General features: G+C 63.5%; 13 protein-coding genes, 1 other RNA gene and 2 pseudogenes. 11 read left to right on the forward strand and 5 right to left on the reverse strand.

Translation table 11 applies throughout. The features are described 5' to 3' along the window. Positions 1-2: 2 nt before the first annotated feature. The 5 genes and pseudogenes from P6U28_RS22455 to P6U28_RS22475 all read right to left on the reverse strand — a co-directional run bounded on the left by P6U28_RS22455 (position 3) and on the right by P6U28_RS22475 (position 4,998). Positions 3-797, reverse strand: a complete 795-nt coding sequence (locus P6U28_RS22455; protein ID WP_122402029.1) for a thymidylate synthase — start codon at positions 795-797, stop codon at positions 3-5. Positions 798-983: 186 nt separating this feature from the next. Beyond that, positions 984-1,961, reverse strand: coding sequence for a tripartite tricarboxylate transporter substrate-binding protein (locus P6U28_RS22460; protein ID WP_129144003.1), 978 nt, complete (start codon positions 1,959-1,961; stop codon positions 984-986). Between the two features lie 179 nt (positions 1,962-2,140). Beyond that, positions 2,141-3,655 carry a tripartite tricarboxylate transporter permease gene (locus tag P6U28_RS22465; protein WP_162500176.1) on the reverse strand — a complete coding sequence of 505 codons (1,515 nt, stop codon included), beginning with the start codon at positions 3,653-3,655 and terminating at the stop codon, positions 2,141-2,143. A gap of 7 nt (positions 3,656-3,662) precedes the next feature. Continuing rightward, the gene (locus P6U28_RS22470; RefSeq protein WP_129144004.1) at positions 3,663-4,424 is read right to left on the reverse strand and encodes a tripartite tricarboxylate transporter TctB family protein; all 762 of its coding nucleotides are present in this window, start codon (positions 4,422-4,424) and stop codon (positions 3,663-3,665) included. A gap of 95 nt (positions 4,425-4,519) precedes the next feature. Next, positions 4,520-4,998: pseudogene (locus P6U28_RS22475) on the reverse strand (chromate transporter). 138 nt (positions 4,999-5,136) lie between these two features. Here P6U28_RS22475 and ssrA point away from each other — a divergent pair. From ssrA to P6U28_RS22530, 11 genes and pseudogenes are all read left to right on the forward strand, one after another. Next, positions 5,137-5,504, forward strand: a transfer-messenger RNA (tmRNA) gene (ssrA, locus tag P6U28_RS22480). Positions 5,505-5,621: 117 nt separating this feature from the next. After that, positions 5,622-6,140: an SspB family protein gene (locus P6U28_RS22485; protein ID WP_122402025.1), complete on the forward strand. Its 519-nt coding sequence runs from the start codon at positions 5,622-5,624 to the stop codon at positions 6,138-6,140. An 89-nt stretch (positions 6,141-6,229) separates the two neighbouring features. Then, positions 6,230-7,657, forward strand: a complete 1,428-nt coding sequence (fumC, locus tag P6U28_RS22490) for a class II fumarate hydratase (protein WP_129144005.1) — start codon at positions 6,230-6,232, stop codon at positions 7,655-7,657. Between the two features lie 271 nt (positions 7,658-7,928). Beyond that, positions 7,929-8,117, forward strand: a complete 189-nt coding sequence (locus tag P6U28_RS22495; RefSeq protein ID WP_122402023.1) for a DUF4169 family protein — start codon at positions 7,929-7,931, stop codon at positions 8,115-8,117. Further along, on the forward strand, positions 8,114-8,365 hold the full coding sequence (locus tag P6U28_RS22500) for a ribbon-helix-helix domain-containing protein (protein WP_025038043.1): 252 nt from the start codon (positions 8,114-8,116) through the stop codon (positions 8,363-8,365). Before P6U28_RS22495 ends, P6U28_RS22500 begins: the two co-directional genes overlap by 4 nt. 117 nt (positions 8,366-8,482) lie before the next feature. Next, positions 8,483-8,758 carry a FeoA family protein gene (locus P6U28_RS22505; RefSeq protein ID WP_122402022.1) on the forward strand — a complete coding sequence of 92 codons (276 nt, stop codon included), beginning with the start codon at positions 8,483-8,485 and terminating at the stop codon, positions 8,756-8,758. 36 nt (positions 8,759-8,794) lie between these two features. Then, positions 8,795-10,666: a ferrous iron transporter B gene (locus P6U28_RS22510; protein ID WP_407119921.1), complete on the forward strand. Its 1,872-nt coding sequence runs from the start codon at positions 8,795-8,797 to the stop codon at positions 10,664-10,666. A gap of 908 nt (positions 10,667-11,574) precedes the next feature. Then, positions 11,575-11,856 (forward strand): hypothetical protein, encoded by a 282-nt coding sequence (locus tag P6U28_RS22515; protein WP_122402019.1) that lies wholly within the window; start codon positions 11,575-11,577, stop codon positions 11,854-11,856. Positions 11,857-12,024: 168 nt separating this feature from the next. Next, positions 12,025-12,520 (forward strand): annotated as a pseudogene (locus P6U28_RS22520) (GNAT family N-acetyltransferase). Positions 12,521-12,800: 280 nt separating this feature from the next. Continuing rightward, positions 12,801-13,034, forward strand: a complete 234-nt coding sequence (locus P6U28_RS22525) for a hypothetical protein (protein WP_122406510.1) — start codon at positions 12,801-12,803, stop codon at positions 13,032-13,034. Positions 13,035-13,257: 223 nt separating this feature from the next. Continuing rightward, positions 13,258-13,755, forward strand: coding sequence for a GNAT family N-acetyltransferase (locus P6U28_RS22530; protein ID WP_129144007.1), 498 nt, complete (start codon positions 13,258-13,260; stop codon positions 13,753-13,755). The last annotated feature ends 85 nt before the right edge of the window (positions 13,756-13,840 follow it).

Here is a 13,840-nt window from a genome sequence, read left to right on the forward strand (position 1 = left end):
CGCTAGACCGCGACGTCCGCCTTGATATGCGGATGCGGGTCGTAGCCGACGAGCTCGAAATCCTCGTAGCGGAACGAGAAGATGTCCTTCACATCGGGGTTGATCCGCATCACCGGCAGCGCGCGCGGCGCACGGGTGAGCTGAAGCCGCGCCTGCTCCAGATGGTTGGAGTAGAGGTGGGTGTCGCCGAGCGAGTGCACGAAGTCGCCCGGCTTCAGGCCGGTGACCTGCGCGACCATCATGGTGAGCAGCGCGTAGGAGGCGATATTGAAGGGCACGCCGAGGAAGACGTCGGCCGAGCGCTGATAGAGCTGGCACGACAGCTTGCCGTTCGCGACATAGAACTGGAACAGCAGGTGGCAAGGCGGCAGCGCCATCTTCTCGACGTCGGCCGGATTCCAGGCGGTGACGATCAGCCGGCGGGAATCTGGAGTGCGCTTGATCATATCGATGACATTGGCGATCTGGTCGATGCTGCGCCCGTCGGCCGTGGGCCAGGAGCGCCATTGATGACCGTACACCGGGCCGAGATCACCATTGGCATCCGCCCATTCGTCCCAGATGGTGACGCCGTTGTCGCGCAGATACTTGATGTTGGTGTCGCCCTTCAGGAACCAGAGCAGCTCGTGCACGATCGCCTTCAGCGGCAGCCGCTTGGTGGTCAGCATCGGGAAGCCGGCGGACAGATTGAAGCGCATCTGGTGGCCGAACACCGAGAGCGTGCCGGTGCCCGTTCGGTCGGTCTTCTCGGCGCCGTCTGAAAGAATCCGCTCGAGCAGGTCCTGATACTGGTGCATGTGCCAAAAACCTCAAGAAGACGGCAGCCTTTGGGGAGGCGGCGAACTTAACGGCCACCCCGGTGCTGCGACAGCGGCGATTCGCTACTCCCATCGATTATACCCGGAAAAATGAGTGTTCCCGGCACAAACGACAAGGACGGAACTGACGTCCCGCCCTTCTGCCTATCAGCTTGATTGCGTTGCCTAAGTCGCCGGCTTGAGCACCGGGGTCCACTTCGCGATCTCGTTCTTGACCAGGGTGGCCAGCGCTTCCGGCGTCCGTTCGGCGGGACCCGGGATGACGCTGCCGAGTTCGAGCAGGCGCTTGCGCACGGTCTCGTCATCGAGCGCCTTGGCGGCCGCTGCGTTCAGACTCGCCACGATCGCAGGCGAGGTTCCCTTCGGGGCGAACATCGCATTCCAAGCCTGGGCCTGGAACTTCGGCAAGCCCGCTTCCACCGTCGTCGGCACGTTCGGCAGCGACGGATTGCGCTCCGGTGTTGCGATCGCATAGGCCTTGATGGTGCCGGCATTGATCTGCGGCACCGCGTTGACGATCTGGTCGCACATGTAGTCGACCTGGCCCGCCACCAGCGCATTCATCGCAGGGCCCGTACCGTTGAAGGGCACGCCGACCGGCTTGATGTCGAGGATCGAGTGCAGAAGCTCGCATGAGACGTGCGAGACCGATCCGACACCGGCATGCGCGGCATTCAACTTCTCTGTGTTCGCCTTCACATAGGTAACGAACTCGTTCAGATCCTTCGGCGGAAAGTCCCTGCGTGCGAGGATCAGGATCGGTGTGCCCGCGAGCAGCGCGATCGGCTCGAAATCCTTCTCGGGATGATAGGCGAGCTTCGGATAGAGCGGCACCGATGCCGCATGGGTGCCCATGTGGCCGGTGATCAGCGTATAGCCATCATTGGCCGCGCGCGCAGCGCGCGTCGTCGCGGTGGTGCCGCCGGCACCGACGACGTTCTCGATGATGATGCTTTGTCCCAGCGTCTGCGCCATGTGCGCGGTGATGATGCGCGCGACGACATCGGTCGGGCCACCGGCCGCAAACGGCACGATCGTGGTGATGCTGCGCGTCGGATAGGTCTGCGCCTCAGCCGGTGCAACAAGGCCCAACGAGGCGAGCGCTACGGCACATGCGCCCGTGAGCGCGCGAATGAAGGTCATGGTATCGGTCCCTTGAACACAAACAAAGATGCCGGCCCAAAGGCCGGCATTTTCATTTCACGAAGCCGTCACACAAGTCGATTCGACTTCCGAATGCGGCGCGTCGACGCAGGCGAGCACGGCTTTCATATGAGCATGATGTTTCCGGAAAACCGCTTCGCGCTTTTCCGGATCATGTTTCAGTTCTCGGATTCGGTGAACACCTCGTCGCGCTTCGATCGCAACGCAGGCAGCACCGTAAGGACGAGAAGGCCCGCCGCGACCGCCAGCAGCACCGCCGACAACGGACGCATCACGAACACGCTCCAGTCGCCGCGCGAGATCAGCAGCGCACGGCGGAGGTTCTCCTCCATCAGCGGTCCCAGCACCATGCCGAGCAGCAGCGGGGCAGGCTCGAAATCGTGCTTGATCAGCCAGTAGCCGACGAGACCGAACACACCGGCAAGGATGACGTCGACCGGCGCGTTGTTCACCGAATAGATGCCGATCGCGCAGAAGATCACGATCGAGGGGAACATCAGCCGGTACGGCACGCGCAGGAGGCGGACCCAGATTCCCACCAGCGGCAGGTTGATGATGATCAGCATCAGATTGCCGATCCACATCGAGGCGATCATGCCCCAGACGAGGTCGGGTTGCTTCTGCATCACCTGCGGGCCCGGCACGATGCCGTGGATGGTCATCGCGCCCACCATCAGCGCCATCACCGCGTTCGGCGGGATGCCGAGCGTGAGCAGCGGGATGAAGGAGGTCTGCGCGGCGGCGTTGTTGGCGCTCTCCGGCCCCGCGACGCCCTCGATCGCGCCGCGGCCGAACCGCGACGGGTTCCTGGCGAGCTTCTTCTCGAGCGTATAGGACCCGAATGATGCAATCGTCGCACCGCCGCCGGGCAGGATGCCGAGGATCGAGCCGAGCACGGTCCCGCGCAGGATCGCGGGAGTCGAATCGACCAGATCCTTTCTGGTCGGCATCAGACCGGTGATCTTCTGCTGCACGAGATCGCGGCTCATCTCGGCGCCGGCGTCGAGATTGCGGATGATCTCGGCAAAGCCGAATACGCCCATCGCGACCGTCGCAAAGCCGAGGCCGTCGGCGAGTTCCGGAATGTTGAAGGCCATGCGGGAGGCGCCGGTCTCGATATCCGAGCCGACCATCGACAGCAAAAGGCCGAACACGATCATCGCGATCGCCTTGAGCACCGAGCCCTTGGCCAACACGACCGCAAAGATCAGGCCGAGCACCATCAGCGAGAAATACTCCGCCGGACCGAACGCCAGCGCGAGCTTGGTCAAGGGCGCGCCGAGCACGGCGATGAGCACGGTCGCGACGCAGCCGGCGAAGAACGAGCCGATCGCGGCGATCGCCAGCGCCGGGCCGGCGCGGCCCTGCCTGGCCATCTGGTGGCCGTCGATGGCAGTGACAACCGACGTCGCCTCACCGGGTATGTTGACCAGGATCGACGTGGTCGAGCCACCATATTGCGCGCCGTAATAGATGCCGGCGAGCATGATCAGTGCGCCGACCGGCGGCAGGCCGAAGGTGATCGGCAGCAGCATCGCGACGGTGGCGATGGTGCCGATGCCCGGGAGCACGCCGACCAGCGTGCCGACCAGCGCACCGATCAGGCACATCAACAGGTTGATCGGAGAGAAGGCGACGACAAAACCGTGAGCGAGATTGGCAAAAAGCTCCATCACAGCCTCACTGAGCCAGGAAACGCGGGAACATCGGCATCGGCAGCCCGAGCACGTATGGAAACAGGATTGCGCAACCCAGCGTCAGGCAGGCGCCGACGATGGCCGCTTCAAGCCAGCGCGTCTCCTGCGAGCCCGCCGCCGCGATCATGAAGCTGATAAAGCCCGTGACCACGAGGCCGAGCGGCCGGATTGCCAGCGCGAAGAACAGGATCCCGGCCATCACGAACAGCGGCCCGCGCCAGGAATAATGGGCCATTGGCGGCCCATCGGTCAGAAGACCGGTCAAGGCGATTCCGGCCGATAACGCGACCAGGAGTCCGCCGAACATGCGTGGCGCCGTACCCGCCCCGAAAGAGAAGCCCCGCATGCCCTGCAGGTCGCTCCCTGCCCACAGCGCGAACAGCGCAACCGCCATGAGGACGACGCCTCCGACATAATCCTGAGCCGACCGGATCGTCATGAAAAACGTGAGGATCGCCACCACGAACAGCGGGTAGGAATAGATCAGCGCGAGCAGCACCTCGGACGATACCTTCTTGGTGTCACCGCTGGCCGCTCCAATCAAGGCTCCAGGCGCGCCGGCAAGCAACGCCGTGGCGTGGCTGATCACCACAGCGGTCGGGCCGCGGCCGGTGCCCCAGCCGAAGATCGTCCCGATCGACCAGATCAATTCGAATATCTGCGGCGCAATCGCCAGCAGACAAAAGCCGAGCGCCACCTTGGTATTTCGGGTGGCCGTCGCTGAGTGGCCCATCGTGTCGGCCATGCTTGTCTCCTCCGCGACCCTTAAGTCACGAGCACTGTTGTTCTAAATCGGCTGGAACTGGATACCCCGCCCGGATCACTGCCTAGCGATTTTCATCACACAATGCCAGCAAAACCCAACACGCCTCCAGCAGGGGCCAGAGTGGATTGATGCGCGAAATGGACGCAACCACCGCAACAATCGCGGTCAGAAGCAATGCAGCAATTGAGCGATCGGTCGACTGGGCCAGGATCAAGGCGCTCGCTGCCATCAGAGCCATCGAGAGCGGAACCAGTGCAGCCTGGATCAGGCCGGGCCAGCGCGATTGGCTGGGGCGGTTCAGGAGCCGACTGACATAACAGGCAAGCAGCGCCGTCGGCAGGCACATCGCCAGCGTTGCGGCCAGCGCGGCGGGGATGCCCGCGACGGCATAGCCGATTAACGTCACGATAAGCACGTTTGGACCTGGCGAGAGCTGCGCGATCGCATAGGCGTCAGTGAACTGCTTGTCGGTCATCCAGTGATTCACCTCGACCGCGATGCGGTGCATCTCGGGCACCGCCGCCGCGGCTCCGCCGACGGCGAACAGCGACATCGTGGCGAAGGCCAGGAACAGGGCGACCAGGCCGAGCGGTGCGGCGGCGAGATCCGGCTCTTCGACGGCCGGTGCTGAATCCGAGGACAGGACGGTCCGGAACCTATCCAAAGGGAACCACAGGATCGCCCTTCCAAGCCTCTGTTTTTTGTGACCTTTACCCCCTATATTGGGGGTGCCGGTTCGCCGGCTATGGAAATAAACGGTCGTCGTAATAAACCATTCGGACCCGGGGGCGGTACCCGGCGCCTCCACCAAAGCCCAGTATCGGGCGTGTTCTGAAGCTGAGCTTTGGCGGGGGCGAAATAGGATCGACGAGGGCGTAAAGGGCGTACTTTTTCCCGGTATTGTTCCGCCGTTATCGGGCTACTGCAATAGTTGCCAACGACAACTTTGCTCCGGTTGCTCAGGCTGCGTAACGCAGTTTGAAAGACCACTCTAAAGTCCTAGTGGGTTAAGCTCCGCTAGGCGGGGTTCGGAGGCACCTGGCAACAGAAGCCTCCACTTTACTCTTTTGATTTCTTCCCCGGCGGGGACTCCTGCTCATCCGTCAGGCGCGGTACTATTGCGGCTTGGCGAGTCGGGCCGGCAGGGTCCGGCTTCGGGGATGCAACAGGACCACCATGGCGACCGATCATATCCGATACGATGTGCTGGCCCGCGACGCGCTGCGCGGCGTGCTGCGGAAGGTGCTGACCGATGCCGCGGCCCATGGCCTGCCGGGCGAGCACCATTTCTTCATCACCTTCGTATCGAAGGCCGAAGGCGTGAAGTTGTCGCCGCGGCTGCTCGCGCAATATCCGGACGAGATGACGATCATCCTCCAGCACCAGTTCTGGGACCTGACCGTGCTCGAGGACCGTTTCGAGGTCGGCTTGTCCTTCGGCGGCATTCCGGAGCGGCTGGTGGTGCCGTTCAGTGCCATCAAGAGCTTCCTCGATCCATCCGTGAAGTTCGGCCTCCAGTTCGACACCTCGGACGTCGCCGAGGTCGCACCCGAGAATTTGCCGGCAGCGCCCGCGCCATCGGCCGTGTCGGTCCCGGCACCTGCCACGGAAAAAGCAGAAGCTGCCGATGAACCGCCCCCGCCGAGCCAGGGCGGCGCCGAAGTCGTGCGGCTCGATCGTTTCCGCAAGAAATGATCTAGGTTGGGCCCGCGCCCGTCGCACACGGTCAAACTGCCTATATAGAGAAGCACACGAAAAGGCCGTGCGGCATTTCGCGCGGCAGAATGGATGTGCTCATGGCCAAAACGACCCGCGCTTCACGCCCCGCAACCCGCACCGAGACCGACAGCTTCGGTCCCATCGAGGTGCCCGCCGATCGTTATTGGGGGGCGCAGACCGAGCGTTCGCGCCAGAACTTTCGCATCGGCACCGATCGTATGCCGATCTCGCTGGTGCATGCGCTCGGCATCGTCAAACTGGCCGCCGCGCAGTCCAATCTCGAGCTCGGCCTGCTCGACCAGCGCCGCGCCAATGCCATCATCCGCGCCGCGCGCGAGGTGATCGAGGGCAAGCTCGACGATCATTTCCCGCTTGTGGTGTGGCAGACCGGCTCGGGCACGCAGAGCAACATGAATCTCAACGAGGTGATCGCCAACCGCGCCAATGAGCTGCTCGGCGGCGACCTCGGCGCCAAGAAGCCGGTGCACCCCAACGACCACGTCAACATGAGCCAGTCGTCGAACGACTCCTTCCCGACCGCGATGCACATCGCGGCCGCAAGCCGCATCAATGCCGATCTCGTCCCCGCCCTCGGCGAGCTGCTGCGCGCGCTGCGCAAGAAGGAGAAGGAGTTTTCGAAGATCGTGAAGATCGGCCGCACGCATACGCAGGATGCGACGCCCTTGACGCTCGGCCAGGAATTTTCCGGCTATGCCGCGCAAGTCGAAAGCGGCATCGCCCGGCTCAAGGTCGCGGTGAAGGACCTCTATCCGCTGGCGCAGGGCGGCACTGCCGTCGGCACCGGCCTCAACTCGAAGCCGCGCTTTGCAAAACTGTTCGCAAAGCACGTTGCCGGGATCACGAAGCTCCCCTTCACAAGCGCCGCCAACAAATTCGAGGCACTGGCCTCGAACGACGCCTATGTGCTGGCGCACGGCGCCATCAATTCGGTCGCGACCGGCCTGTTCAAGATCGCCAACGACATCCGCCTGCTCGGCTCTGGCCCGCGTTCGGGCCTCGGCGAATTGATCCTGCCGGAGAACGAGCCGGGCTCCTCGATCATGCCGGGCAAGGTTAATCCGACGCAGTGCGAGGCGATGACCATGGTGTGCTGCCAGGTATTCGGCAATCACACCGCCATTACCGTCGCCGGCAGCCAGGGCCATTTCGAGCTCAACGTCTACAAGCCCGTGCTGGCCTACAACATGCTGCACTCGATCCGCCTGCTGGCCGATGCCGCGCGCTCCTTCACCGAGCATTGCGTCAGCGGCATCCGCGCCGACGAAAAGCGCATCAAAGACCTGATGGAGCGCTCGCTGATGCTGGTGACGGCGCTGGCCCCGAAGATCGGCTACGACAACGCCGCCAAGGTGGCCAAGACCGCGCATGCCAACGGCACCACGCTGAAGGAGGAGGCGCTGCGGCTCGGCTTCGTCTCGGCGGAGGAGTTCGACCGCCTGGTGCGCCCGGAGAAGATGACCAGCCCGGGATAGATTCCGATAGTCCTCCGTAATGATACGGACGCTCGGCGCTCAAAAATATGCGGTTTTGCGGGCGGGATTTGATTACCGTCAATGTCGCGGCGGGGCGGCGTGCTACGCAGCCCTTCCGCCCCTCGACCGGGCGAAATTTATCGTTTGGTGGCCCGAGGGGCCGATTGACGAGGACGAGCGAATGGCGATCAACTCTTGTGGGGCGCAACGCGGCACCCTGTTTCTGAATGTTTCATCCTGCCTGAAGAGGAGCGGATGATGGAGACGCGGCATGGGGAACGTCATCAACCTGAATCGTTTCAGGAAGCGCGCCGAGCGGGAAGCCTCGGCGAAACAGGCGGACGCCAACCGGGCGAAATTCGGGCGCACGAAGGCGGAACGGTCGGCGGAGGAGAAGCGGGGGGACCAGGCCAAGCAGCATCTGGACCAGCACCGGATCGATCGCGAGGAGCAGCCATGAAGTCGCCGGTCGTGAAACGGTCGATCGTCGTCGCCGGTCACAAGACCAGCGTCAGCCTGGAAGAGGCGTTCTGGAACGGCATGAAGGAAATCTCCGGCCTGCGCAACATGACGTTGTCCGAGCTGGTCGGCGAGATCGACAACAACCGCCAGCAGGGCAATCTGTCGTCGGCGATCCGTCTCTTCGTCCTGGATTACTTCAAGAGCCGGGCCATGGCCGCCCAGCCGGACAAGGTCCCGGCGCAATAGCCCGTCAGGGGGCGCCCTCGACGGCGCCCCGGCCTCTGCAGTTTAAAATCACTCTAAGATGCAGCTTCGGCGGGCGCGCGCGCTTGACCTCAATGCCCTGCGTTGAAAATACAGGGCATGACCGACACCACCGACACGCGTTCGCATATGCCGCTGGGCCTGGCCCAGCGTGGCTATACCGGCGTCATCCAGCACCTTGCCGCCAAGCAGGCGGGCTCGGCGCTCTCGGATGTCGAGCTCGAGAGCCGCCTGATCGAACTCGGCTTCGTCGAGGGCGCCCGGGTCGAGATCTTGCATGAGGGGCTGGTCGGGGGCGACCCGATCGCCGTGCGAGTCGACAGCATCACCATCGCGGTCCGCCGTCGCGAAGCCATGGCCATCATCGTCGCTTAGATAGCGACGGGACGCCTCATCCCGGGCCCTTGATACATGGAATTACCCCTGCTGCATCTCGCCCTGGTGGGCACGCCAAACAGCGGCAAGACCTCGCTGTTCAACGCCCTGACCGGCAGCCGGCAGAAGGTCGCGAATTATCCCGGCGTCACCGTCGAGCGCAAGGAAGGCTTCTTCGTCACCCCCTTGGGACGCCAGGTCTCGGTGGTCGACCTGCCCGGCACCTACTCGCTGCGCGGCCGCAGCCCGGACGAGGAGATCACCCGCGACTTCGTGCTCGGCAAGGCCACCGGCGAGACGGTGCCCGATCTCGTGCTGTGCGTCGCCGATTCCACCAATCTGCGCCTGACCATCCGCCTGCTGCTCGAGCTCAAGCGCACCGGACGGCCGATGATCCTCGTGCTCAACATGTTCGACATCGCGAGCCGCCGCGGCATCACTGTCGACGTCGAGCGGCTCGCCAAGGAGCTCGGCGTGCCCGTGGTCACCTCGATCGCGGTGCGCAGGGGCGGCACGGCCGACCTGCTCGCGCTGACCGACGAGATCTCGGCCAAGCTTGCCGCCGAGCCACAGGAGAACAGCTGGCGCGCGCTCAGCGTCAGCGAATTGCGCGCCACCCAGCGCGAGGCCGACCGCATCATCGCCGACTGCGTCAGCCTGCCTGCTAGCCCCGACACCTGGACCGCGCGGATCGACGCCGTGGTGCTGCATCCGGTCGCCGGCCTCATCGTGCTCGCGCTGATCCTGTTCGTGATGTTCCAGGCGGTGTTCGCCTGGGCGAAGCCGCTGATGGAGCTGCTGCAGTCCGGCTTCGATGTACTCGGCGAGTTCGTCCACGCCACCCTCCCCGACGGTCTGTTGCAGAGCTTCCTTCAGAACGGCGTGATAGCGGGCGTCGGCAGCGTCATCGTGTTCCTGCCGCAGATCATCATCATCTTCCTGTTCATCCTGCTCCTGGAAGATTTCGGCTACATGGCGCGCGCCGCGTTCCTGATGGACCGCATCATGGGCGGCGCCGGCCTGCACGGCCGCGCCTTCATTCCGCTCTTGTCGAGCTTTGCCTGCGCCATTCCCGGCATCATGGCGACGCGCGTGATCGACAACAAGCGCGACCGGCTGACCACGATCCTGATCGCGCCGCTGATGACCTGCTCGGCGCGCATTCCGGTCTACACGCTGATCATCTCCGCCTTCATTCCGGCCAGGGACGTCTGGGGCTTCATCAATCTCCAGGGCCTCGTGATGTTCGGCCTTTATGCGGCCGGCATCACCAGCGCGCTCGTCGTCTCGTTCCTGATCAAGTTTTTCATGCTGCGCGACTTTGCGCCGGCACCGTTCATGCTGGAGCTGCCGGACTACAAAATGCCGCGGCTGAAATCGATCGCGATCGGCATCTACACCCGCGCCAAGATGTTCCTGGTGCGCGCCGGCACCACGATCTTCTCGATGATGGTGCTGATCTGGTTCCTGGCCTCGTTCCCGCAGCCGCCGGCAGGCAGCACCGAGCCCGCCATCGATTTCAGCCTGGCGGCGATGATCGGCAAGGCGCTTGCGCCGCTGCTCGCGCCGGTCGGCTTCAACTGGCAGATCGCGGTTGCGCTGATCCCCGGCATGGCGGCCCGCGAGGTCGCGGTCGCAGCCCTCGGCACCGTCTATGCGATCGAAGGCGGCAAGGAGGCGGCCGAGCAGATCGGCCAGGTGCTGGCGACCAAATGGTCGCTCGCAACCGCCCTGTCGATGCTGGCCTGGTACATCTTCGCCCCGCAATGCGCCTCCACGCTCGCCGTGATCCGGCGCGAAACCGGAAGCTGGGGATGGATGGGCGTGACCTTCACCTACATGCTGGTGCTGGCCTATGCCGCGAGCCTCGTGACGTACAACGTCGCCGTCGCGCTTGCGGCGGGCTAGCCCCTCCCAAAACAAAAACGGCGAAAACAACCCCATGCACAGTAGACGGGGATTGTGAAATCAAGGGCTTACGCCTGTGCAAGGAACCATCCGGCCGTCGCCCGGATGGCGCGCCGCAAAACCCGGCATTTCCTCGCATAACGCATCGCTGGACCCCCTCCGCGCTCACATGCCTTGATCCCGACGTACCTGTTGCTCCGTCGGGCGAAACACGGGCACCATGGCATGGTCGAACAATGACCCACGCGGTGCTGGAGATTTCTTCGCGCGCTTGATTTGAATCAAGCCGGCTCTCGCAGCAAATCCAAGGATGACGCAAGGTCGTCGCAAGCTGGGCCCATTGTGGGGGGCACGGAGCGACCGAGATGCCGTTGCTGGCGTACTTCTGGAAGATCGGCGCAGCATTGCTCGCGCTCCTCTTCGGGGCGGAATTTTGTGTGCCCAAGGCGCCGTCACCGAGAGGACGGCCGTGGAGCGGCCGGCCATACGCATTCACTCGGACCGAAAATGGCCCGAGCGCGTGATCCTCGACACGACCTTGCCGGCGGTCGCTGCGGAGACATCCGCGCCTTCGATCACTGAGCCTGCACCCCGCGCCCCTGCGGAGCTGCCGGTCGTTCGAGCGGAGACAACCGCGGTTGCCAATGCACTTGCGATGGTGCGCGCGGACTCGCCGCCGCGCGAAGCCATCCAGCACAAGCGGCCGACTTGTCGCTGCGGTGCGGGCGCGACCGCCACGCTTGATGCAGATCAAATCGAACGGCTCGTCGAATTTGGGGTGAGGACGGCAATCGACGTCGCGGGGCGATACTCGCGATCCCGTCGGAACTGCGACCTTTGATTTTAGTCAATGGCGGAGGTCATCGGCCTGTCAGGCTAGCTCGTCGTCCTGCAAAGGGAGAGAGTACATGGCTGGACATGCCAAGCTGATCGGATTGTTCGTCACCGCCGCGCTGTTCACGGCAGCGCCCCTGTCGCTCCGCTACTCGCCGGCGGATGCACTCGCCGTATCCGTCGATACCGCCGAAGCCCGCGTCGGGCGTCCCCTGACGCCGATGAGCGTTGCAGGCGTCAACCGCAGGGTCCATCGGCGGGCGTATTACGGCGCGGCAGCGGCGGGAGCTGCGGCCTATGGGGCCTATGGCTATCGCCGGGCTTGCGGATATTACCCCTATCCGCCCTGCTATTGAGACGCGCGCGAGCGCATCAACAATCGATCCAATCAACCGGAGGCAACTTGAGCCGCCTCCGGTCTCGATACTTGGGCCGGTTGACCCGTCGGGAAAAATACTGGCAGGATGGCATCGTCGGCCTTCAAGCAGTCGGGATCGCAGCCAACCCAATCGCCATCAGAATTCATGGATCGCTTCAGCACGGAATGGCTGATCGCCGAGCGACTCCACGCAGATCATCTCCCGGACCTCGTCGTACTGCATCTCGATGCCGAGGTGTCGCGTTATCTCGGCGGAGTGCGCTCGGCGGTGGCGGCGAAGACCTCTCGACGTCAACATGGCCCATTGGGACCAGCACGGCTTTGGCCTGTGGGCGCTCCGAACGAAAGACGGCGCGTTCGCCGGGCGATCGGGCATCAGGGACATCCTCGTGGATGACGTGGACGAGATCGAGATCGCCCATACGTTCAAGCGCGAATTCTGGGTGGCCGGACTTGCAAGCGAGATCGCGTCCGCGCTGACCGACATCGGGCTGGCGCAACTCGAGCTGCCATCCCTCATCGGCCTCGTCTTCGTCGGCCATGTCGCATCCCGCCGCGTGTTGGAGAAGGCGAACTATGTTCTCGAGAAGAGCACGATTCATCACAGCGAGGACGTCGTGATCTATCGCATCAAACGGTGAGAACGCAGCAACCTTAGCATCGTAGGATGGCGACACAGTCGAAGGCCGAACCGCTCTCACACATTCTGCCCCATATGCGACAGCCCGTTCAATGTCTCGTGTCATTGGGGACCAATTGGAACAGCGGGACTCGCCTAGCGCAGTTCCATCGGGCTGCTTCGATGAAGTTCTTGAACGCAACCCACCTGAACAGCCATTCAAGAAAGTTTCCTGCCCGTTCCTGCAACAGACGATGGTGGCGATCGTTGACTCGCGACGGACGCAAACCAAGGAGGAACAGATGAAGAAGCTGACTTACGCTCTCGCAGCGCTAGCGACGCTTGCAATCGGTACCCCCACCATCGCCAACGCGGGCGGCTTCGGCGTCTATGTCGGCGGCGACAGGGACTATTATGACGGCCCCCGCGCGCGCGTATACGAGCATGACCGCGGCTGGCATCGTGGCTGGTACTATCACGACCGCGACTACGACCGCGGCGTCGTGATCCGTCGTTATCATCATTGGGACGATTAGTGCGAGCCACACGATCGAACAAGGGGCCCCGCTTCGGCGGGGCCTTTTTGTGTTTTCCTCTTTGTGTTTTGCGTCGGACGCAACGGCTTGGTTGGTCGGCCCGCTACCCCATCTACGGACTACGCCCGTTGACCCGTCGGGCAAAACAGGGGCATGATGCCATGATCAGCCCGCAGCGATAGCGGCATGAACGACCCGCCAACGGAAGCGGCGATCTGTCTCCATGAACCATTTCAGGACCGACCGACTCACCGCCGAGAGGCTGAACGAAAGTCACCTTGCCGATCTCGTCGCGCTCCATCTGGATCCCGAGGTGTCACGCTATCTCGGCGGGGTGCGTTCGGCGGAGACAACGAAGGCCTATCTCGCCACCAACATGGCCCATTGGGACCAGCACGGCTTCGGGCTCTGGACACTGCAAACGAAAGATGGAGCCTTCGCCGGACGAGCGGGCCTCCGGCACATCCTCGTGGACGACATCGACGAGATCGAGATTCTCTACGCGTTAAAGCGCGAGTTCTGGGGCCGGGGATTTGCCAGCGAAACGGCGACCGCGCTGACGGACATCGGGCTGTCCCACCTGAAGCTGCCGTCCCTCATCGGCATCGTCAATGTCGCCAACGCTGCATCCCGCCGCGTGCTGGAAAGATCAAACTATCTCCTCGAGCGGAGCACGAACCGCAAAGGCGAGGACGTCGTGATCTATCGAAAGCGGCGATGAGCGAGACAACCGTCGGTCATTGCGAGCGCGGCGAAGCAATCCAGACTGTCCCAGGCAAGGATTCTGGATTGCTTCGTTTCACTCG

Origin of the sequence: Bradyrhizobium sp. STM 3561 (genome assembly GCF_045571455.1) — a bacterium.
In the GTDB taxonomy this organism is placed as follows: domain Bacteria; phylum Pseudomonadota; class Alphaproteobacteria; order Rhizobiales; family Xanthobacteraceae; genus Bradyrhizobium; species Bradyrhizobium vignae.